This is a genomic window from Rhodococcus sp. ARC_M12 (assembly GCF_022810385.1).
GTDB lineage: Bacteria > Actinomycetota > Actinomycetes > Mycobacteriales > Mycobacteriaceae > Rhodococcoides > Rhodococcoides navarretei.
Window position 1 is genome coordinate 65,151 of record NZ_JALGQI010000009.1, and the last position, 20,259, is coordinate 85,409.

The window sequence follows — 20,259 nt, forward strand, 5'->3', positions numbered from 1 at the left end:
GAGGCATAGCGGCAATCATACAAGACAACGTTGTCTCGCACCCACCCCAGAGCGGACACACCCCCTCCGATCGAGAGTTCACGTGACCGAGCGCGCAAGCATCAAAGACGTCGCCGCATTGGCAGGCGTCAGCTTCAAGACCGTCTCACGCGTCGTCAACGGTGTGGATACGGTCTTGCCCGAGCTCCGCGAACGCGTCGAAGCCGCTGTGCAGACGCTGAACTACGTCCCCAATTCGGCCGCACGGTCACTGAAGTCGGGATCGGGCAACACCATCGGTATCGTCGTCGACTCCATCGACGATGTGTTCTTCGCTTCCCTGGTCAGTGCCGTCGAGGATCGAGCCCTCGAACACGGACTCGCGGTGATCGTCGGCAGCACCGGGTTCGACGCCCAACGCGAACGTGACCAGCTCGCGTTGCTGGCCGGCCAGCACGTCCGCGGCATCATCCTGGCGCCGGTCGGTGACCACAGCGATTTCCTCGTGCCGCGTCGTCGAACACTTCCCACGGTGACCATCGACCGTTCGATCGAAGGATTCGATTCGGTCATCGTCGACGACTACGGCGCTGCCAAGCGCGCCGTCGAGAAACTGGTCGAGGGCGGCCACACCCGAATTGCATTGCTCGGCTTCGACGATCGACTGCAGACGGCACAGTTGCGTCGTGAGGCCTACTTCGATGTTCTCGCGGACCTCGGCCAGAAGCCGGACGCAGCACTTGCTCCCCCGGTGTCCCACGCCGCGGATTCGGTGCGGCCGGTGGTCAAAAAGCTGTTGGCACTACGTAACCCACCCACCGCCTTCTTCGTCGCCAATGCACGACATGCCACGGCCGTGGTCTCGGTGCTGCACGAGATCGATCGCACCGACGTCGCGATGGTGTCATTCGGTAACTTCTCGCTCGCCGACGCCGTCAGCCCGTCGGTGACCTGCATAGACCAAGACCCGTATCGCATCGGCACACTCGCGTTCGATCGCCTGGTCCAGCGGTTCGACGATCCGTACCTCGAACCGGAACAACAGGTCGCACCGACCACGCTGGTGGAAAGACTCTCGCATGCACTCCCCCTACCCGTACAGAAATGAGACCAACTCCGTGAACCCCAGACTTGTTGCGGGACTGGACCTCGGAAGCACCGGCGTCAAAGTACTCGTCACCGACGATGCCGGCACCGAACTGCTCATCGAGCAGAGTCCCACACCGTGGCGACACGGCCCGGGCGGAACCACCGACCTCGCTGCCGAGGACTTACTGACCACCATCGGGCAGTTGCTGTACGCCGTCGCGCGTCGACTGCCCGACGTAACCGGTGATTCGGCTGCCCGCATCGACGCCATCGCGGTGTCCGGAATGGGCGAGACGGGCTTCCTTCTCGATGAAGACAACGTTGTCCGCGCGCCGGCCTTCGCTTGGTTCGATCCGCGCGGTCAGCAGCAGGTCGACAACCTGCCGTCCGGATTGCGCGATCAGTTCGCCGGCAAGACTGGCCTTCCCGTCGGCGTGCAGGTCTCCGTCGTCAAGATCGCACACCTTCGCGACAACGGACTGAGCTTGAACGGACTTCGCTGGTTCAACTTGCCTGAGTTCGTCGTACTGTCCCTCGGCGGGCGTGCCGTGGCCGACTACTCGCTGAGTTCGCGCACCGGACTACTGGATCAGGACACGGGTGAGCCGTGGGCAGAGATGTTGGCACACTTGGGCGTCGGTCCCGACTTCATGCCGCCGCTGGTCGACGCCGGAACAGATCTCGGAACTGCCGACGCGACAACACTTCCCGAGACGATCGCCGGCGCTCGATTGACCGTGGCCGGTCACGATCATCTCGTCTCCGCCGTATCCGGCGGAGCGATCCCCCACGACCGGTATCACGTGTCGATGGGTACCGCCGAGGTTCTACTGCGGGTACTCGACACCCCGTTGACCACCGCCGCACGGAGCAGGCTGGCCGAACATCTCATCAATTCGGTGCGCCACGTGGTGCCGGGCCAACACGTCCTCGTTGCCGGAGTCAAGACCGGACTGTTGATGCGACGGGCATTGCAGCTGTGCGACATCACCGACAGAGCCGGGCGCGATCTGCTGGATCAGCGAGTGTGCGCCTTGCCTGCGGGTGGGCCGTTCACCGACGGCGGTATCGACATCGCGGGTGCCCGCAACGACGACGGCGTTCTGTCCATCACGGTCCGCACCGACGGAATCGATTCGGCCGAGCTGTTCCGTTCGATTCTGTTGCACGGCAACGATGAAGTGGCTCGACTCATCGAGACACTGGACGCAGAGGTGCCGCCCGCCCGGACGACATTGCTCACCGGCGGCTGGGCCGGGATGGCCAGCGTTCGAGACGCGCGAGCTCAGGTGTTGCCCGGCGTCTCGGTCTCGACCCGTTCGCAGGACACCGCCTACGGGGCAGCACTGTTCGCTGCCCGCCTACTGACGCTCATAGAAATATGAGCCCACATTTCTGCAGTGAGACAACGTTGTCCCACCTGCGCTCGACCCCAACACCCACCAGGAGAAGAAGATGAACGAACTCACCACACTCGAACGTCGCGGAATGGCTGCCATCTCCACCGCAGACGGCAACATGCTCATCGTCGCCGGAGATCAGCGCAACGGCATGAAGGCCGTCATGAAGGACGCCACCGACGGACCGGGCTCGATCACCGTCGAGCAGCTCGCCGAAGCCAAGGCCGATCTGGTTCGCTACCTCGGCAATCACGCACCGGCGATCCTGCTGGACCCGGAGGTGGCACTGCCGAAGATCGTCGACGACGGTGTGCTTTCGCGGGGCACCGCTTTGGTGGTCGGCATGGATGCATCGGGCTTCGAGGAGACCGATGGTCTGCGCTACACCCGCTTCGTGGACGGCGTCACCCCCCGCGTCGTGCGTGACCTCGGCGGCGACGTCGCAAAGATGCTGTTCTACATGCGCCCAGAGAAGCAGGGCGTCGATTCCCGCGTGGCCGAGGAGATCCGCGACCTCGTCAAGGCGTGCTCCGCCGAGGGTCTACTCCTCATCGTCGAGATCCTCACCTACCAGCTCGAGAACGAGTCCGACGAGGACTACAAGGCCGGATTCGGCAAGATCATCGCCGACTCCACGCGCATCTCGGTCGAGTGCGGTGCCAAGGTACTCAAGCTCCCCTACCCCGGTTCCGCCGAGGCCTGTGCAGCCGTTACCGAAGCAGCACAGGGTGTTCCGTGGGCCGTGCTCTCGGCGGGCGTCGATCACGAGACGTTCATCGAGCAGGTCCGCATCGCCGTCGCCAACGGTGCCCGCGGAGCGATGGCGGGCCGGTCGCTGTGGAAGGACAGCATGGCGTTCTCCGCCGAGACCCGCGAGGATCTACTCACCAACCGCGCACTGCCCCGACTGCGCGAACTGAACGAGGCCGTCGACAACTGATCCACGTTCTTCGACCGAGCCCGGACACCCCGTCTCGGGCTCGGTCGACGCCGTTCTGGGTAGCGTGAACCCATGAACGACGTCTCGAAGCACATTCATATCGTCGCCGCGCCTGGCGTCTTCGCCGATCTCGCGACGGCGCAGGAATTGGCAAATCGGGCTCTCGCTGCTCGTGGTCTGACCGGTGAAATCGTCGATGCCGCAACCGGACCCGATGAGGTGATCGTCGTTCCCGGTGACGGAATCCCGATCGACATGTCTCCGTACAACAGTGCAGTTCGGGTCGATCTGGGTCAGTGCACACCGGACAGATCACCGGGCATCCGCACGCACATTCGCGGCCGCGGACTCGACGGTCTGCGGTTCGCGATCGACAGCGTGTACTTCCACCGCTTCCACCGCGGCACGATCCTGTCCTACGGAGACCACCCCGAGCAACGCGTCGAACTTCGGGTGCCCGAGGGCGACGGCCCGTTTCCTGTTGCCGTGCTGATCCACGGTGGATATTGGCGGTCGCGGTGGGAATTCGACCTGATGGACGCGATGGCCGTCGATCTGACCGCGCGGGGCTACGCCACGTCGAACGTCGAATATCGTCGCCCCGACGAACACGGGTGGGATGTGATGACCGGCGATGTCGCGTCCGCGATCGCAGCGTTGGAGACGGCACCCGGCGATCTGGATCTGTCCCGCGTAGTCCTGTTCGGACATTCGGCGGGCGGTCAACTCGCACTGCGAGCCGCGGCCGATTTGGTTGGAAAGCCGGTCGTTCCTGCCCTAGCGGTCGGCTTGGCCGGCGTGCTCGATCTGCGGGTCGGCGATGAGCGCTGGCTCGGCGAGGGTGCGGTGTCGAATGCGATCGGTGCGCGATTCGCCGGTGCGCAGGAGACGTACGAGGCATCGTCGCCGATCTCGAGGCTTCCGCTCGGCGTCCCGCATCTTGTGGTGAGTGCCCTGGACGACGATCCCAATCTGCTCGAGATCAGCCGGGCGTACTACGCCGCGGCGTCGGCCGGTTCCGACTCGGTCGCCTCGATCGAGGGCCCAGGCGGCCATTTCGCCGTTATCGATCCCGCGTCGGACATCTATCGTGACACCGTTCGCGAGGTCGACACCCGAATTCGAGGTACCCGCGACCACGCGTCCGAGTAAGTCCGTATCGTGCAGGGTGTGACGCGCAGCACACCGATGTGATGCCGAGACTTCAGGAGCGAGATCGATGAAGAGCACCATGCAGGACACCCCACTGTCCATCGGCCAGCTGGTTCGATTCGGGACGTCCATTCACTCCTCGGCCGAGATAACCACCTGGACCGACAGCGGACCCACCACGGTGACCTTCGGGGAGTTGGGAAGGCGGGCAGCGCAACTCGCGCACGGTCTCCGGTCGATCGGCATCGACGACGATCAGCGCGTCGGAACCTTCATGTGGAACAACGCCCCGCACATGGAGGCCTACATGGCCATTCCCGCGATGGGCGCAGTGCTGCACACGCTGAACATTCGGCTCTTCCCCGAGCAGCTCACCTACATCGTCAATCATGCCGAGGACCAGGTGATCATCGCCGACGCGAGCCTGCTCCCCCTGCTGACGCCCCTGCTGCCGACGTTCGAGACCGTGCGACACCTCGTTGTCGTGGGGGCCGATCCGGCGCAGGTCACAGCGCCCGACGGTATCGAGGTGCTGGGCTACGAGGATTTGCTGAGGAGTCAGCCAGAGGAGTTCGACTGGCCCGAGCTCGACGAACGATCAGCTGCCGCAATGTGTTACACCTCGGGCACGACCGGCGACCCCAAGGGCGTGGTGTATTCGCATCGCTCGATCTACCTGCACTCGATGCAGGCCTGCATGACCGACGCGATGGCAATCGCGCAGTCCGACAAGGTGTTGGCAATCGTGCCGATGTTCCACGCGATGTCGTGGGGTTTGCCCTACGCAGCGCTGATGGTCGGTGCGTCTCTGATCATGCCCGACAGGTTCCTCCAGCCTGCCCCGTTGGCGGAGATGATGTCGACTCTGCGGCCGACAGCCGCTGCGGCCGTTCCGACCATCTGGCAGGCTCTGCTCTCTCACCTGGACGAGCACCCGGCGGATCTGTCGAGTCTGCGTGACGTGGTGGTCGGCGGTGCCGCGTGCCCACCGAGCCTGATGAAGGCATTCCACGAGAAGTACGGCGTGCACATCTCGCAGGCGTGGGGCATGACCGAGACCTCGCCGCTGGGCACCTCCGGCAAGCCCGACGCCGGCCTGTCCCCGGAGGACGAGTTCGACTTGCGCTGCACGCAAGGACGATTCGTTGCCGGCGTGCGAGCACGACTCGTCGGCGATGCCGGTGAGGTGTTGCCGTGGGACGGCAAGACCGTCGGCGAACTCGAGGTGCGTGGCCCATGGATCACCGGCAGCTACTACCGAGCCGATGCGGACGACAAGTTCGACGACGGTTGGCTGCGCACCGGTGACGTGGGAACCATCTCCGAGGGCGGCTACCTGCGCCTGACGGATCGCTCGAAGGACATCATCAAGTCCGGTGGCGAGTGGATCTCGTCGGTGGAACTCGAGAACCAGGTGATGGGCCATCCCGCCGTACGCGAGGCCGCAGTCATCGGCGTGCCCGATTCGAAGTGGGACGAACGGCCTCTGGTCGCCGTCGTCGTGCGCGAGGGTGCGTCGGTGACGGCCGAAGAACTGAGAGAGTTCCTCGACAGTCGCGTCGCGCATTGGCAGTTGCCCGAACGTTGGACCTTCATCGACGAGGTCCCGAAAACCAGTGTCGGCAAATACGACAAGAAGAGGCTGCGGAGTTCCCATGCCGACGGAGCGTTGGAGGTCATCGAGTTGGTGTAGCGACATCACCTCACTCTTGTGCGACAAGCCCGGTCGATGCGATGTGTCAGCAGCGACCGGGCTTGTATCGTGTCGAAGACTATCCGGTCACTCCGGTCAGTTCGTTGGGTGTGTGAGCGAGTTCGCCGGTGGCCGTGACCGTTCCCGTAGCCAGGTCCACAGCATGCACTGAGTTGTCGGCAGGCTCGGACACGTAAGCGGTGTCGCCCTGGACGAACAGAGCCGGCCGCGGCTCCTGCCATTCGGTGGGCTCTTCCCACGCGTCGACCACCGGAATGGTGCGTGTGACGGCCTTGGTGTTCACGTCGATGACGTGCAGCGCACCATCGGTACCGAGGACGATGGCCTCACCGGCCGGGCCACGCCCGAGAGAGCGGAACGTGTAGCTGGTGCCGAGGTCGACGAGCGACAATTCGCCGGTGACCGTGTTCGTCAGCGACACGCGGGTGGGACGCTCGAGTTCTGCATCGGGATCGACCTTGTAGTCGCCGAGGAGGATGGGTGACTCCTCGTCGCCGGCCTGGTTACCGATGCGGCCGTAGGCATCCGGGCTCTGCACCTTGGTGATGGCACCGTTGCGGTAGATCAGCAATCCGTCCTCGCAGCCGACTACGACGGTCTCGTCGGCGGCCACGGCTTCGCCGTGCACGCCGGGGCATTCTTCGTTGCGAGCGATCTCCTTGCGGTCGGCGTCGAGCACGACGATGCCGGTGCGCTCGTCCTCGTTGCCTACTGTCGTCAACAGCGATCCGTCCGAGAGCTCCACGGCCACGCCGTGATGCGCCTCGGGCGTGGTGTAAACCTCGGTCTCGGGCTTGCTACCCGTGAGCAGTGCCGCGGAATCGAACGCCTCGACCTTGCCGGTGCCGTCGTCGAACAGGACGGTCTTACCGTCGTGACGGACGACGTGTCCCGGAGTTGTGGCATCGAACGCGATGTCGGTCAAGGCGGGGGTCGAGGTGTAATGCTCCGAGCCTTCGGTCCAGGTGCCGGCATCGAGCGCCGTGAATGCGCCTGAACCGCTGACGAACACATGGCGGCCGTCTCCAGCCGGGTTGAGACGAGTGAATCCCTCGATACCGCTGATGTCCTCGACGGTATCCAGAGTCTGGGCGTCGAGAATCAGTACTCCGCCGTCGTAGCTGGTGGCAATACGCGGCGTCGTTTCCGAGACGCTCTGCGCTGCTGCGGTTTCGGCAGTTGTGGTGGCTTCTGCTTCGGTGGCCGAGTCCGACGAGCAGGCCGCAAGGAGGGCCACCGAGGCGCCCAAGGCGATGACTGCGCCGACAGTTCGTTGAGTGCGATAGTTCTTCATGACTCAAAGAAGTACAGGTTTTTGCAAACGATTGTCAAAGAGCTTGATGCGCACGATTGCATGTGTCACAACGCCTTTCGACTCTAGGACAGACCGATGGCGATGGCGGCAGTGTTGAACTCCATCATGTCGAGATATGTCGGAGCCTCGGAATTCTCGTCTCCGAGCGATTCGGTGTACAGCGAGACGACGTCGATCCGAACCCCCGCCTCCGACGCCATCACCTGCGCCAGTCGATCCGGTTGCGAGGTGTCGACGAAGATCGTCCGAACGCCTGCCTTCCGTACGGTGTCGGCGAGCTCCGACAGGTCGGATGCACTGGGTGACGCAAGAGTGGTCCCGCTGGGAATCACAGCCCCCACCACCTCGAATCCGTAACGCTCCGCCAGGTAACCGAACACGTGATGATTGGTCACGAGCTTGCGCTTCTCGGGAGCAATCGCATCGAACTGCTCGGCCATTCGGGCGTCGAGTTCGACCAGTCGCGAATCATATTCGGTAGCAGCAGAATCGACATCAACGCCGTCGATGTTGTTCGTGATCGCGTCTCGGATCAATGCGACCACGTCGCGCATCCGTTCCGGGTCGGTCCAGATGTGCGGGTCCTGCGTCCCAGTCGATTGCCCGCTCACATACGGAATCGGGTCGGCGGCCGGGCCGGCCTCGACAATCGGGATCCCCTCCGCGCGGGCCGCATCGACAGTCGACACGATGCCCTCCTCCAACCCCAGCCCGTTTGCTATCACCAGATCGGCTCGCGAGACGCGCGCGGCGTCCGAGGCCGAGATGTCGAACGAATGTGGGTCGGAGTTCGGCGGCATGAGCACCATCACCTCGGCCTGATCGCCGACGATGTTCGAGGTTATGTCGCCGAGAATGTTGGTGGTCACCACTATCGTCGGTGCCCCCGAGGTCCCGGAATCGGAGCACGCGCTCAGCAGCAGAAGCACCGGCAATGCCAATACCAGAGCCCGTTTCACGATCCGACCACACCGATCGAGGCGGGCATGAAATCGAAGTCGAATGTGCGCGCAACGCGGCCGCTGTCTCGATAGTCGATTTCGATCACGGCCTTCCCAGCAGGGTCTGCGACGTAGGCGCGGGTGCCTGCCACGTGAAGCGACGGCGCGGGGTCGGCCTCGTCGTAGGGTGCCGACAGCACTGGCGTCGAGGACATTTCGGCCCCGGTGATGGCGTCGAACACTCGAAACGTGCCGTCGGCCTGCAGAGACAGAATGGTCTTGCCGTCGCTCGACACACCGGTCGAGAGCGACTCGAGCTCAATGCGGGCCTGAACCCACTCGCCGGTTCTGGTGTCGAGCACCAGCACGCCGGTCTCGGTCGGGGCCGCGACCAGCGAGCCGCGCGTTCCTTCGGCGAAGGTGAACGCGCGAGCGTCCGGGTTCGGATACGCGAACTTCATGGTGGAGAACTCGTCGTTCGTCGCGTCCACCTTGACCACGCCGTCGGCGCAGGCCACCACGAAATAGCTCGAGAACACCGCCTCGCCGTGCATCTCGGGGCACGAAGCATCCAGCGCACGAACAGGATTGCCCGCGGAGTCGCGTAGCTCGAGCCCGGTGGGCAGATCGTCCTCGGTGCCACCGGTCGAGACGACCACGTGATCGGACAACGGGACGGCAATGCCGTGGTGGGGATCGGTGTCGACGGTTGCTGCGACCGCCGTGTCACCTGCACCGAGAGAATCGAAATCGACGACATCCGCCGTACCGGCACCGTCGAAGAAGACTGCAACCTTCCGATCTCCCGCGATGACGTGGGCGGGGCTTTCTCCCTCGAGTGCCCCGAGATCGACGGGATCCTTGGTGTACGAGTGCGAGTGGTCGCCGTGCTCGATGGTCCACGAACCCGGGTCGAGAAAACGTGCTCGGTCATCGTCTGTCGCGACGATGTAGCGGCCGTTGATCGTCGTGACGCGCGATGCATTCTCGACGTCGAACGAATGCACGGTCGCTTCGGTGGCGAGATCGAGCACATCGATCTTGCCGGAATCCGCATCGGCCACAACGAGCCTCGGCTGGGGACCTTGCACTTCGGTGGACCCGGCCTCGGCCGCCAGGTCGCTGCCCGGCTGAGCGGAACCAGTCGACTCGACGGGCGAGTCCTGGGCGGTGTCGGTACTGCCGCACCCGGCGACGACCAGTCCGACGACTCCGAGGGTCAAAACACTTCTACGCACGCGCACCCACTCCAAACAATTTATTGATAACGATTGTCGTTTACGTTAGACCATTCTTCGGCTTATTTCCGAATCGACTCCCGAGCCGATCGAGCAGCGGCCACGACGAAGAACTGCAGCACCGCAAGGCCGGCGATTGTCGCACCGGCCGCGGTGTCGGCGTTCCAGGACACGAGTAGGCCGAACACCGTGGCCGACCATCCGAGGAGCGTCGCGATGATCATCGACACGGCAATGGACCGGCCGAACAGATATGCAGTGGCAGACGGGGCCACCAGCAATCCGAACACCAACAACGTCCCCACGATGCGGAAGGAGGCGACAACCGCCAACACCACCAGAGCCAGCAGCACGATATGCGCGAGGCGAGGCCGGAACCCGAACGTGTGAGCTTTGCGCTCGTCGAACACCAGAGCAACGAACGGTCGGTACGCGAGCACCGACACCGCAAGTGCAACCGCCGATGCCACGACCAGGAAGACCAGGTCGGCGTAGGTCGCCGACAGCACATCGCCGAACAGGAACGACGTCAGATCGTTGGCGAACGACCGCGCCCGCGAGACGATCACCACCCCGAGAGCCAACATTCCGACGAACAACAAGCCGATTCCGGTGTCCTCGGACAATCGCGAATTGCGCGTCACCCAGGCCACTCCCCCGATCATCGCGACCGCGCTGATGGCGGCTCCGACGAGGAGGTTGGCACTGAGAAGATACGCGACGGCGACCCCGGGGAGCATGCCGTGCGACACCGCCTCGCTCAGAAATGCCATGCCGCGCAACACAACCCAGGTTCCGACGAGGGCGCACAGAATCGAGACGAGCATTCCCGCAACAAGGGCACGCTGAACGAACGAGACAGCGAAGGGGTCCAGTAGCCAATCCACGAGACCGAACCCTATGCGATAATGATTATCGTGAGCGAATCAGTAGTCGTGCAGTCCCTTTCCGTTCGGTATCGAAACACGACCGCTTTGCACGACGTGAGCGCCCTTTTCGAACCCGGTTCTCTCACAACTCTTGTCGGACACAACGGCTCTGGAAAGTCGACGCTGCTGCAAGTTCTGGCCGGAATCGTGGAGCCATCGACAGGGTCTGTGCATACCGGCATGCGACGCGTCACGTACGTACCCCAACGCAGCGAGGTCGACGACCGGATGGCTCTCAGCGTCGGCGAGGTCGTCGCCATGGGCACCTGGCCTCGGCGCGGCCTGCTTGGGCGTGCGTCCGCCGATGATCGCCGATCCGTGGACCTCGCGCTCGAGCGACTGGGACTGACCGCGCTGCGCTCACGACGACTCTCGGCACTTTCCGGCGGGCAACGTCAACGCGCGCTACTCGCTCAAGCACTCGTCGAGCAGGGTGAACTCGTACTGCTCGACGAGCCCACCACCGGCCTCGATGCCGAGGCGCGACAGATCATCGACGGAGTGATCGACGAGGAGGTCGGTCGCGGCGCAGTTGTGGTGGTCGCGACACACGACGCAGACAGTGCGGGCCGCGCCGATACGACCATCACCCTGGCACGCGGTGAGGTCTTGTCGATCACTCGGTAGTGTCGCGCTACCCGCTCCAACCCCAGTTGTAGGGGTTCACAACGATTCGGTACCACGTATCGGTGTTCTCGACGTTGGTGCACGGCACCACGATGTAGGACTGTGAGGCCTTTTCGAGCGACAGCGCCTTGTTGCAGAAGTACTGCCCACCTTCCCCGGACTGCTCGGCGCGATAGACGGGACCGTAGTGCCACTCGGCGGCACCGGCGGTCGCAACTCCCATCGTGGCTCCGGCTGCAATCGGAAGCGCGAGGAGTCCGGTCATTACTGCAATGCGTCGGCTGGTGCGGTTCATGGAGGGCCTTTCGTCGGCGGTACGGGCTGCACAAACGTCGGAGGCCGTATTCGGTCACCGACTCGATCCCTTCATGGGTGACGTCGCGCAAGCAACGAGTCGCGTTACCACTTCCGAGTGAGGAAGGTCAGCTAGCTGTCGACCTCGACGCCGTAACGCACAGCCAGTTCCGCCAATCCGTCGTCGTAACCCTGGCCGATGGGCCGGAAGCGCCAACCGCTCCCCCGGCGGTAGATCTCGGCGAGCAACATCGACTGTTCGGTCGTGGCCGCGTCGAGCACCGCCGTGGCGACAGTCGACTCGACTCCATCGAGCGATACCGACACGGCACCGACGTCTCCGAACGTCTTGTCGCCGTCTATGGCTGCGGCAATGACGATGCGGGCGCAGTCCTCGGGAACGAGTGCCAGGTCGATCCGCACACCCTGCTCACTGTCACCGTCGATCGACATCGACACAGCACCATCCGAAGTGGCCGGAGCGTTGTAGAACACGAAATCCTCGTCACTGGACACCAATTCGTCGTCGTCGACCAGGAATGCGACGACGTCGACGCCGACCTGATCGGAGTCCTCGGCGCGCCAGGAACTGTTGACCGTCAGCATTGTCTGATCAGGGTCGAGGTCGACGACGCCACCCCGTGGCACCAGCGGGGCAATTCGGGACCGCCGCGCCGGAAGCGGAGCAGGCACCTCGATATTCAGCTCTCGGTCTATCGCCGCTGGTGTCAGCAACGTGAGATCCCGTTCTTTCACTTTCGGCATCCGGGGGTCCCCATCGCCGCCGTCCAGAATCAGGATGTCGGTCACGCCCGCGCTGAGGTTCACAGCCGGTGTCGCACCGAGTTGAATCAGACGGGAACGCATCAGCACGGACTCAGCGTGCGAACCACCCATGACCAGGATCCTTCTGGCCTGCCAGGGCCTGGCGACGGGATCGGGCTGCTGCACGGGTGGCTTCGGCTGGACTTGCGGCCGAGTACCTTTCGACGTTCCTGGTTGCACATCCCGTAGTAGGTCGAGCAGTTCGGACTCCGAGAGTATCCGAAGTCCATGGGCCCGAGCGCGCTCGACCTTCCGGCTTTCCGTAGCGGGATCCGAACACACCACCACACTGGTGAATCGGCTGACGGAGTTCATCACGTCCAAGCCCGCTTCGGTGACCTGAGCGGCCAAACGCAACCGCGGAATGCGCGTGTCGCCGCTGATCACGACTCGCATGCCCTGAATCAGACCGCCGTCCTCGGTGAGTGGACCGGGGTTCTCCCACGTGCAATGCGTTCGAGGAACGGTATCCGGATACAGCGTCAGACGCTCGGTGCACGTGACGACGGGTAGGGGAAGTTCGAGCGACCTGGCCAATCGAGCACTGTGAGTGAAAATCTGCGCCAGCACGCGGGCATCGTCGTAGGCGTCGTGCGCATTGGACTGCAGCACTTTCCAGTGCGCGGCCAAAGTGGATAGCTTGTGGTTGGGAGTGTCGAGTTGCAGTCGCCTCGACAATGCCACGGTGCACAATCGTTGCTTCGTCGGCATGTCGATGCCCGCACGCATCGATTCGAGCTTCAGGAAGCCGTGGTCGAAACTTGCGTTGTGCGCGACCATGGTTCGACCGTCGAGCAGATCCATGAGCTGCGGGGCGATCATGTCGAACGTCGGCGCGCCGGCAAGCCGTTCGGGCGTCAGTTTGTGGATGTGTACCGGACCCGGATCGCAGCCCGGGTTGACCAGAGTCGACAGTTCGCGTCCGACGCGTCCGTCCTCGTCGACCGTCATGGCGGCCACGCTGAGCACCCGATCACGGGATGCCTTCAGACCCGAGGTCTCGACATCGACGACGACCCACTTGTCGCTGCCGCTTCTGAGCGCGTTCCTCACAGAGCTTCCCCCTTCGACCGCGTCGGACAATGGAGGTCACTATGCCGTACGGACTGCTCGTCACGAGTCGAATTGGGCTGGCGCAGCCAGTGTGAGCAGATCGCGCCTTAGGCATGGGAACGCATGCATAAGCACCCGGGATGCATGTCCGATGCCACATTCTGCTTGCTTACGCCTTAGACAGAAGGCATAAGCGCAATCCACGCTGCACCGAGCTGTCCTGACCCTGACGCCTAGAACACCGACTCGTTCTTCACAGACCCAACATGTCGCGTAGTCGACGCACGCTCATCGCACCAGCTCGCTCTTCTTCCGGGAAAGAGTCGAGAAGGCGCGAGCCCCCGCGTCTTCCATAAGATGTGCGTGTGACTCCGCACCGCACAGATCGCGACCTCGCCGAAGTGATTCCACTGTTCGGTCGCCGGGAATCTCGTACCACCACGGCGGACTTGGCCGACGATGTCGAGCCAGCAGTCGAGTCCCCGGTCGAACGGGTGACGCCCCACGGCATCGAGCCCGCAACGCCAGACGCCGACGAAGAGTTGGCAGCGCTGACCGCGTCGAAGCCGATAGCGCAGCTTCGCTCGCTTCTCGTCTGGCTCGGTACGTCACGACCGATCACCGGCACGGGTGTTCCGCGGCCAGGGTCGGTTCGCGAGCTCGCGAAAGCCGTCGGCGTGGAGTTGGATGGGCGGGCATCGAGGTCGAGATCGATGCTCGAGATCCCAGGGTTGATGACACTGTGGGATGCGGCGAAGGCGGCCGGACTGATCGAGTTGACCTCCACCACAGCCGTTCCCGGTCCACATGCCCATCAGTTTGCCCACTCACTTGCCAGCTCCCTGGCCGCTCACCGAACGGCACTCTCGCACGTCATCGGTCGTCACTTCTTCAGCGAGGATCCCCTCCGTCCGTCCCCGGCCGTCGATGTCGTTGCCGGACAGATCGTTCTCGCCGCGATGACGAGCACTCCGCGGACGCGGCTCCCGGCAGTCGGCCCGGTCGGTGCCGGGGATCTGTACGAACACATCGCGGCGTTGATACTTCGCGGCATGCTGGAGCAATTCATTGCCGACGGGTGGTTGGTCTGCGACGGCAAGTACACAGTGCCGCACCCTTTTCGCCCGGCAGTTCTGGATGCGATGACATCACTTCCCTACTACGAAACGGATGACACCAGCCGATGATCATCACCGGGTTGTTTTTCGCGGAGTACGCACGGGTCAGCGAAGACATGCTCGACATTCTCGGCGGCGTCTGGGATACCTGCACGGTTCCACGCGACACCCGCATGCTCGAATGCCGACTGGTCGCGCTGCTGCAGACGGGACCCGACGACATCGGTAAGGACTTTCCCGCGACACTCGAAGTGCTCGACGCGAACGGCGAACACATCGTCAATCAACGTGGCCTTCAGATCCCCGGTGCCGGCTTCACCGGGGAGAATCGCTTCTGGTTCCTACCGATGCAAATGGTGTTCCGCGACGAAGGACGGCACAACTTCATCCTCAGCGCCGGTGGGGCCACCGCGAGCGTCGGGCTTCGCATCGCCTTCGGCTGACGTCGGAACGCAATGCTCATGGCCGCGCCGACATCCGATCTCGATCGCATTCTCGGTACCCCTTGCTATGGGAGGCACCCAGGTCCTTTCGAGGACACGAATTGAATACGCTGTTTTTGAACACCGAGGAGAGCATGTGAACAGTCCATTGCGCGGAGACCAGTACTTTCTCGCACTTGCACTCGAACAGGCGAGGATCGGTTGGGAGGAGGGCGGGGTTCCCATAGGCGCGGCACTCGTTCACGATGGCGAAGTTCTTGCGGTCGGTCGGAACCGCCGAGTCCAGATGGACAGCGCAATCCGTCATGGAGAAACCGACTGCATCGAGCGAGCGGGGCGGCTTCCGGCGTCGGTGTACCGAAAGTCGGTGCTCTACACCACGTTGTCGCCATGCTTCATGTGCGCGGGAACCGCTCTGCTGTACGAGATTCCTCGGATCGTCGTCGGTGAGAACCGCTCGTTCGAGACATCGGAGAGCTTGCTACGCGAGCACGGCGTGCAGGTCGACGTCGTCGACAACGTCGAATGCATGCAACTGATGGAACGCATGCTCGCGGAGCGCCCGAGCTTGTGGCTCGAGGACATCGGGGAGGACGCATGAGCGGTGCCGCCGAACCGGTTCCGTCTGTGCTCGGGTGACTCAGCGAACCAGCGCCTGCCAGGTCGCCTCGCCCGCGCGGTACCCCGCCTCGAACAGCCATCGCCACTCGGAGAAGTCCTCGGGATCGACCACCACAGTCTCGACACCGCCGTTCCCTCGCCGCTTCGGCATGTTCTCGGGGTGGAATGGGAACCGATCCTTCAGGTACGCGGGCTCGAGACTTTGTCGGAATATCATCCACGTCTGCGGCGTGAAGCCTACTGCTTCAGCACGTTTCGCAAGGTCGATCCAGGCTTCGGCATTGGCGTACCTGCCTTCGAGCACCAGCCTTCGCGTCTCGATCATCGGGAGCACGCCGTACCAGATCGGCGGGTAACTCAATAGCGTCTGGCACCAAGTACGACGGCGCTCCGGCGGAATGGGTTCCCACTTCGCCTGCGCTGCTTCGAGTTCGTCACTACCGGACATCGTTCACCTCGCCCCGGAGGTGCAACCCTCCATCGACTTGCACGCCTGCGGTTGCGGGACGCGCCGGTTCTTCCCCTGGGGCACCCTGTCGATGGAGACGGGGTTGCCGAACAGCCGGCCAGGTACCTACGGCTATTGCTCTTGAACCTTCATCGACAATAGCCGAGGGATACGGCTTGGACAACGAATTTCCATCACTGTCGACGTTCAGCTCGAATACCGATTCAGCGTCTGGACAGAATCTGCTCAACCACCCAGCGGCACCGATCGACTCGGACCTCAGCACGAGATTTCACTTGCCCAGACCCTCCGCGATCTCCCCGATGGACTGCAATGTCCGCTGATCGGCGTACTCGGCTTCATCGAAATAGCGCTTGAACACGGACCGCATCAGTTCGATGACCTCGATATGTTGTATCAACACGACGCGCAGTGATCGATCACCACTGAAGGCAATCCTCTCGAACTTTTCACCGAGCTGCCGGGCCGAATCCAAGGTGCCGAACGCGGTGACGTCGACCAAGTACTCCGTCTTACGCGCCATGTCTCCTAAATGCCTGATGTAGGCAGCGCACACCTCGTCGCACTGAAACGCAACACCTTCGGGAATCTCGAGCTGCCCGGACTCGGCCTGCATCGACAGCGACTGCCACTGCTGCATCGAAGCCGCCAGCTCGTTCGTTTCTGACCCCATCAGTTCCTCCCCAACTAATTCGATGAAGGCATGGATGGCCGGAGCGAACGCGCCAACCGTTCAACCTCGACACACGGATCTCCAAGGGGCTCGGTCGCCAGAAAGCCGTCGAGGACGAGGTAGAACACGCCATTCGCGTGTTCGAAGGCGATGCCGCAGTTGACCTCGTCGTACTGAGTAGTCCGGCGGAACCGCAAACCGTCGAGGCCCTCAGTCGGCTCGAACTGCCCGAAACGTCTACTCCCACGTAGATAGTCCAGGCTCTCAGTGGACGAGAAGATTCCGAGGTGATACCACGGCGTCGGCAGAGGGTTCGTCCAGATACACGTCATCCAGTCCTCCGAAATCGGCAGATCCCCCACCAAGTTCGAGGACTTCGTCTCCACGGCCAACCCCGCGTCTTCGATGGCAGCGTCTGGGATGGTGCACGGATCCCACGCCCCGTTCGCCGGAGCGGTTGTCATCACCGATGTCGTCGACGGTGCCGCAACGGGTATGCCTTCGGTCGCCCCTCCGCATCCGGTTGCCACCAGCATCACGCCGACCGCACTCCCGATCAGCAATCGCATGTTGCTCACAGCACTCCGTCCATCGGAACCCATCCTTGATGTTGGACGCAGCTACCGATACATCGGTTCCATCGGATCGGACGCAGTTGCACCTGGCGTTTCCCGATCGGTGCGACGATTGCCCCGCTCGAGTGAACACCGTGCCACCCCAGGGCGAATCCGCGGCAGGGTAAAAACCATCCTTTGGCGACCGGGCAACACTCCGGCCGAATTCTCTGCGCCGATCGGACATCCGTCATCATTGACGCGTGATCAAACAGGGAAGTGGTTTTGCTTTGCTCGGCGCGGTGATTGCGGTGCTGGGTCACTCGGCGACCGCGACTGCGGGGTACTCGGCGTACGTCTCCGGCGGGTCGTTCTATGGTCCGGACACCACGCTGGGGCCGTGGGTGCAGCCCATTGTCGCTGCGTCAGTCGGCGCGGTGGTCGGCATGCTCGCAGGCCTGGTGCTGTACCTGTCCGGCTTTCGATTCGCCGTCGATCCCTCTCGGCGAGTAGGGCTGGTCGCCGTTGCCGGTCTGATCGGAGTGACGCTGGGGATGACGCCCGTACTGATTCTGGTCGGAACAAGCTTTTCCGGTCTGAACTCGAGCGTCTCGACCGAGTACTTGCTGCCGATATACGCAGGCACCGGAGTTTTGGCCTACGCGCTCGGAGTCGCCTCGGTTCGGTTGCTGCTCAGGGTAAGTCACGATCCGTTGTCGTCCCGGACGACCAAAGTCGTGGCTGCGTTTCTCCCGGTAGGAGGTGTCCTCGCCACTCTCGTCGGAACGGGGACTGCCTGGATTCGCGGATTCTCCACGACGGCTTCGACCTTCGTCGCCGTGATCGTGGCGGTGCTGTGCGTACTCGTGGCAACCTTTGCGCTCGCGCGGGCGTGGGCATTGCGGACGACAACGTAGAATCTCGAGTGCTTTTATCTCGTTCGCAACTTCTTGGGCGTACGTGCCTGTCGCAAGCTGAATGTGGCGATGTGGTTCTGGGATGCTGGATTGATGGCGACTACGTACCGGGACTACCTATGGTTCAGAGACGAAGAATTCGGCGGATGGCGATCCAACGGACATGTCGTGAGCTTGATCCGGGATGCCACCGCCGACGGTGTTCTGGATGCATTAGGTGCCGTCGGTAGGCGGCGCACCGGTGTGGGCTATGCCGGCTTCGATCAACGGTCGACGGAATTCGAGAGGCTGGGGCTGGTCCGACCGGACCCGAGCGCGGATCAGACCGTGCAGACCGTGGGCGTTGCCGACATCGGGAAGGGGTGGGTGCTGTTGATCCAGCAGAACAGTGACTACCTCGGTGTCGATGACAAGCTTTTCGGCCCCGTGACCGAGCACCACGAGGTGGTCAGCCATTTCAGCAACGTCAACGCCCTCACAAGGTTCATGTGGTGGCGTGATGGGCAGCTCAAGGTCTCGTTCGAGCCGATGATCCCCACGGGGGACCTCGAGCGTGCTCGCACAGCTTCACCCGCCGAGGCTGCGACCGTGCTGGCACTCATCACCGAAGTCGGTGGCATCGATCTCGACGACTATTACGGAACCAGGACCGAGTTCTTCCATATCGAGGGATCCTTTGCCCTCGCTGAACGACTCACCGGAGTCGAAGTGAGCAAAGAACTACTCCGATCCGCCGTGTTCACCGTCGCCATGGTGCCTACCAGCGCCGAACCGGAGGACCCATACGCTCACGAACTGCCCCCCACGAACCCCGCTCCTCGGGAACCACACAACCTGGGATGAGGTACATCGGCTCTACCGATCCACGGCCGACGCGACTGTTCACGCAACGATGGTGCTCTCCGAAACCCAAGGCGGTGCCGAGGAACGCCACGAAGTCGAGTTCTGGTATTCGCCCTTCGACGGCACACGCCAAGTCGACGCTCACGGACTGCTGTCGGTCGTCAGCAACGCCGACCACTGGCACCGCGGCCCCTTCAACCCCGTCACCTCGCCCGAGGACCTCCTAGCCATACACCGTCGCTGGGAGCCAGAAGCACCATTTCACGTCGTCATCGACCCCACCAGTCAGGCGACGCCCACCAAGGTCAACGGCAAACGAGCGTGGGAGTTCGTCTTCCCGCCCGGGTTCTGGGGCGGGCCACTCACGATCGCTTTCGACGCCCACACCGGCATCCCCCTACGCGCTGAAAGCACCCATCGCACCGAAGAACTCAGCAATGTGGTGCTCTACGAATCATTCAGCAACGACCTGTTCATAGTTCCCGACTGACACGCAATGGCCACCCGCACAACGGAAGTCGCCACCGCTGGTTGCACTGGTCGCGATCAAGCGGCAGAGAGCGTCGTCGAAACAGACGAACTTTGCCGGGCCCACTGACACCCTGGATCGGTTCGCATCACGATCTCAGGATTGCCTCGGTCGAAGCGGGCGGCCAGGCCGTTTTACCTCAAGACAATTCATGAACGAGAGAGGAAGCCGATGATCATCACCGGGTTGTTTTTCGCGGAGTACGCGCGAGCCTCCAACGACATGCTCGACATTCTCGGCGGCGTCTGGGATACATGCACGGTCCCTCGCGACACCCGTATGCTCGAATGTCGGCTGGTTGCGCTGTTGCAGACGGGACCCGACGACATCGGTAAGGACTTCCCCGCGACGCTCGAAGTACTCGATGCGAACGGCGAACACATCGTCAATCAGCGCGGCCTTCAGATCCCCGGTGCCGGCTTCACCGGCGAGAATCGATTCTGGTTCCAGCCGATGCAGATGGTGTTCCGCGACGAAGGAAGACACAACTTCATCCTCAGCGCCGGTGGAGCCACGGCGAGCGTCGGGCTTCGCATCGCCTTCGGCTGATTTCGGCCCACCATGCTCATGCCCGCGCCACCATCCGCTTCCGACTG

General features: G+C 63.1%; 22 protein-coding genes and 1 riboswitch. Of the genes, 13 read left to right on the plus strand and 9 right to left on the minus strand.

From position 1 onward, the window contains the following. The first annotated feature begins 82 nt into the window (after positions 1 to 82). The 5 genes from MTX35_RS13115 (at position 83) to MTX35_RS13135 (ending at position 6,253) form a co-directional block, all read left to right on the plus strand. Positions 83 to 1,087: a LacI family DNA-binding transcriptional regulator gene (locus MTX35_RS13115; RefSeq protein WP_243595398.1), complete on the plus strand. Its 1,005-nt coding sequence runs from the start codon at positions 83 to 85 to the stop codon at positions 1,085 to 1,087. 10 nt (positions 1,088 to 1,097) lie between these two features. Further along, positions 1,098 to 2,453: an L-fuculokinase gene (locus MTX35_RS13120; protein ID WP_243595399.1), complete on the plus strand. Its 1,356-nt coding sequence runs from the start codon at positions 1,098 to 1,100 to the stop codon at positions 2,451 to 2,453. Positions 2,454 to 2,523: 70 nt separating this feature from the next. Continuing rightward, complete coding sequence (locus MTX35_RS13125; RefSeq protein ID WP_243595400.1) at positions 2,524 to 3,408, plus strand: hypothetical protein; 885 nt, start codon at positions 2,524 to 2,526, stop codon at positions 3,406 to 3,408. 72 nt (positions 3,409 to 3,480) lie between these two features. Next, entirely contained in the window at positions 3,481 to 4,560 is a 1,080-nt protein-coding gene (locus tag MTX35_RS13130) for an alpha/beta hydrolase (RefSeq protein WP_243595401.1), read from the plus strand. 67 nt (positions 4,561 to 4,627) lie between these two features. After that, entirely contained in the window at positions 4,628 to 6,253 is a 1,626-nt protein-coding gene (locus tag MTX35_RS13135; RefSeq protein WP_243595402.1) for a long-chain fatty acid--CoA ligase, read from the plus strand. A gap of 79 nt (positions 6,254 to 6,332) precedes the next feature. Here MTX35_RS13135 and aztD read toward each other — a convergent pair whose 3' ends face one another. The 4 genes from aztD to aztB all read right to left on the minus strand — a co-directional run bounded on the left by aztD (position 6,333) and on the right by aztB (position 10,655). Continuing rightward, entirely contained in the window at positions 6,333 to 7,568 is a 1,236-nt protein-coding gene (gene aztD / locus MTX35_RS13140; RefSeq protein ID WP_243595403.1) for a zinc metallochaperone AztD, read from the minus strand. 83 nt (positions 7,569 to 7,651) lie between these two features. Next, positions 7,652 to 8,548: a zinc ABC transporter substrate-binding protein AztC gene (gene aztC, locus MTX35_RS13145; protein ID WP_243595404.1), complete on the minus strand. Its 897-nt coding sequence runs from the start codon at positions 8,546 to 8,548 to the stop codon at positions 7,652 to 7,654. Next, positions 8,545 to 9,768: a hypothetical protein gene (locus tag MTX35_RS13150; RefSeq protein ID WP_243595405.1), complete on the minus strand. Its 1,224-nt coding sequence runs from the start codon at positions 9,766 to 9,768 to the stop codon at positions 8,545 to 8,547. The genes aztC and MTX35_RS13150 overlap by 4 nt, the downstream gene beginning before the upstream one ends. Positions 9,769 to 9,830: 62 nt before the next feature. Continuing rightward, positions 9,831 to 10,655, minus strand: a complete 825-nt coding sequence (gene aztB, locus MTX35_RS13155; RefSeq protein ID WP_243595406.1) for a zinc ABC transporter permease AztB — start codon at positions 10,653 to 10,655, stop codon at positions 9,831 to 9,833. A 21-nt stretch (positions 10,656 to 10,676) separates the two neighbouring features. On the opposite strand from aztB, the gene aztA reads away from it, so the two are divergent. Then, positions 10,677 to 11,324, plus strand: coding sequence for a zinc ABC transporter ATP-binding protein AztA (gene aztA, locus MTX35_RS13160; RefSeq protein ID WP_243595407.1), 648 nt, complete (start codon positions 10,677 to 10,679; stop codon positions 11,322 to 11,324). Positions 11,325 to 11,331: 7 nt separating this feature from the next. Here the strand turns inward: aztA and MTX35_RS13165 are convergent, their stop codons facing one another. Beyond that, a complete protein-coding gene (locus MTX35_RS13165) occupies positions 11,332 to 11,619 on the minus strand; it encodes a hypothetical protein (RefSeq protein WP_243595408.1) in 288 nt (95 codons plus the stop codon). Positions 11,620 to 11,750: 131 nt separating this feature from the next. Next, a complete protein-coding gene (locus MTX35_RS13170; protein ID WP_243595409.1) occupies positions 11,751 to 13,496 on the minus strand; it encodes a TerD family protein in 1,746 nt (581 codons plus the stop codon). A gap of 365 nt (positions 13,497 to 13,861) precedes the next feature. Between MTX35_RS13170 and MTX35_RS13175 the strand changes: the two genes are divergently transcribed. The 3 genes from MTX35_RS13175 (at position 13,862) to MTX35_RS13185 (ending at position 15,658) form a co-directional block, all read left to right on the plus strand. Continuing rightward, on the plus strand, positions 13,862 to 14,683 hold the full coding sequence (locus MTX35_RS13175; RefSeq protein WP_243595410.1) for a hypothetical protein: 822 nt from the start codon (positions 13,862 to 13,864) through the stop codon (positions 14,681 to 14,683). Continuing rightward, positions 14,680 to 15,057 (plus strand): hypothetical protein, encoded by a 378-nt coding sequence (locus MTX35_RS13180; protein ID WP_032384867.1) that lies wholly within the window; start codon positions 14,680 to 14,682, stop codon positions 15,055 to 15,057. Before MTX35_RS13175 ends, MTX35_RS13180 begins: the two co-directional genes overlap by 4 nt. Before the next feature lie 136 nt (positions 15,058 to 15,193). Beyond that, complete coding sequence (locus MTX35_RS13185; RefSeq protein ID WP_243595411.1) at positions 15,194 to 15,658, plus strand: nucleoside deaminase; 465 nt, start codon at positions 15,194 to 15,196, stop codon at positions 15,656 to 15,658. A gap of 39 nt (positions 15,659 to 15,697) precedes the next feature. On the opposite strand, the gene MTX35_RS13190 is transcribed toward MTX35_RS13185, so the two are convergent. The 3 genes from MTX35_RS13190 to MTX35_RS13200 all read right to left on the minus strand — a co-directional run bounded on the left by MTX35_RS13190 (position 15,698) and on the right by MTX35_RS13200 (position 17,389). Then, the gene (locus MTX35_RS13190; RefSeq protein ID WP_243595412.1) at positions 15,698 to 16,126 is read right to left on the minus strand and encodes a mandelate racemase/muconate lactonizing protein; all 429 of its coding nucleotides are present in this window, start codon (positions 16,124 to 16,126) and stop codon (positions 15,698 to 15,700) included. A 28-nt stretch (positions 16,127 to 16,154) separates the two neighbouring features. Next, a riboswitch (SAM riboswitch) is annotated at positions 16,155 to 16,273 on the minus strand. A 145-nt stretch (positions 16,274 to 16,418) separates the two neighbouring features. Next, a complete protein-coding gene (locus MTX35_RS13195) occupies positions 16,419 to 16,820 on the minus strand; it encodes a hypothetical protein (RefSeq protein ID WP_243595413.1) in 402 nt (133 codons plus the stop codon). Positions 16,821 to 16,834: 14 nt separating this feature from the next. Continuing rightward, on the minus strand, positions 16,835 to 17,389 hold the full coding sequence (locus tag MTX35_RS13200; RefSeq protein ID WP_243595549.1) for a DUF3558 domain-containing protein: 555 nt from the start codon (positions 17,387 to 17,389) through the stop codon (positions 16,835 to 16,837). Positions 17,390 to 17,637: 248 nt separating this feature from the next. On the opposite strand from MTX35_RS13200, the gene MTX35_RS13205 reads away from it, so the two are divergent. The 4 genes from MTX35_RS13205 to MTX35_RS13220 all read left to right on the plus strand — a co-directional run bounded on the left by MTX35_RS13205 (position 17,638) and on the right by MTX35_RS13220 (position 20,212). Next, entirely contained in the window at positions 17,638 to 18,291 is a 654-nt protein-coding gene (locus MTX35_RS13205) for a hypothetical protein (RefSeq protein WP_243595414.1), read from the plus strand. Positions 18,292 to 18,384: 93 nt separating this feature from the next. After that, positions 18,385 to 19,134, plus strand: a complete 750-nt coding sequence (locus MTX35_RS13210) for a DUF6461 domain-containing protein (RefSeq protein ID WP_243595415.1) — start codon at positions 18,385 to 18,387, stop codon at positions 19,132 to 19,134. 49 nt (positions 19,135 to 19,183) lie between these two features. Beyond that, the gene (locus tag MTX35_RS13215) at positions 19,184 to 19,624 is read left to right on the plus strand and encodes a hypothetical protein (RefSeq protein ID WP_243595416.1); all 441 of its coding nucleotides are present in this window, start codon (positions 19,184 to 19,186) and stop codon (positions 19,622 to 19,624) included. Positions 19,625 to 19,834: 210 nt separating this feature from the next. After that, on the plus strand, positions 19,835 to 20,212 hold the full coding sequence (locus tag MTX35_RS13220) for a hypothetical protein (protein WP_243595417.1): 378 nt from the start codon (positions 19,835 to 19,837) through the stop codon (positions 20,210 to 20,212). The last annotated feature ends 47 nt before the right edge of the window (positions 20,213 to 20,259 follow it).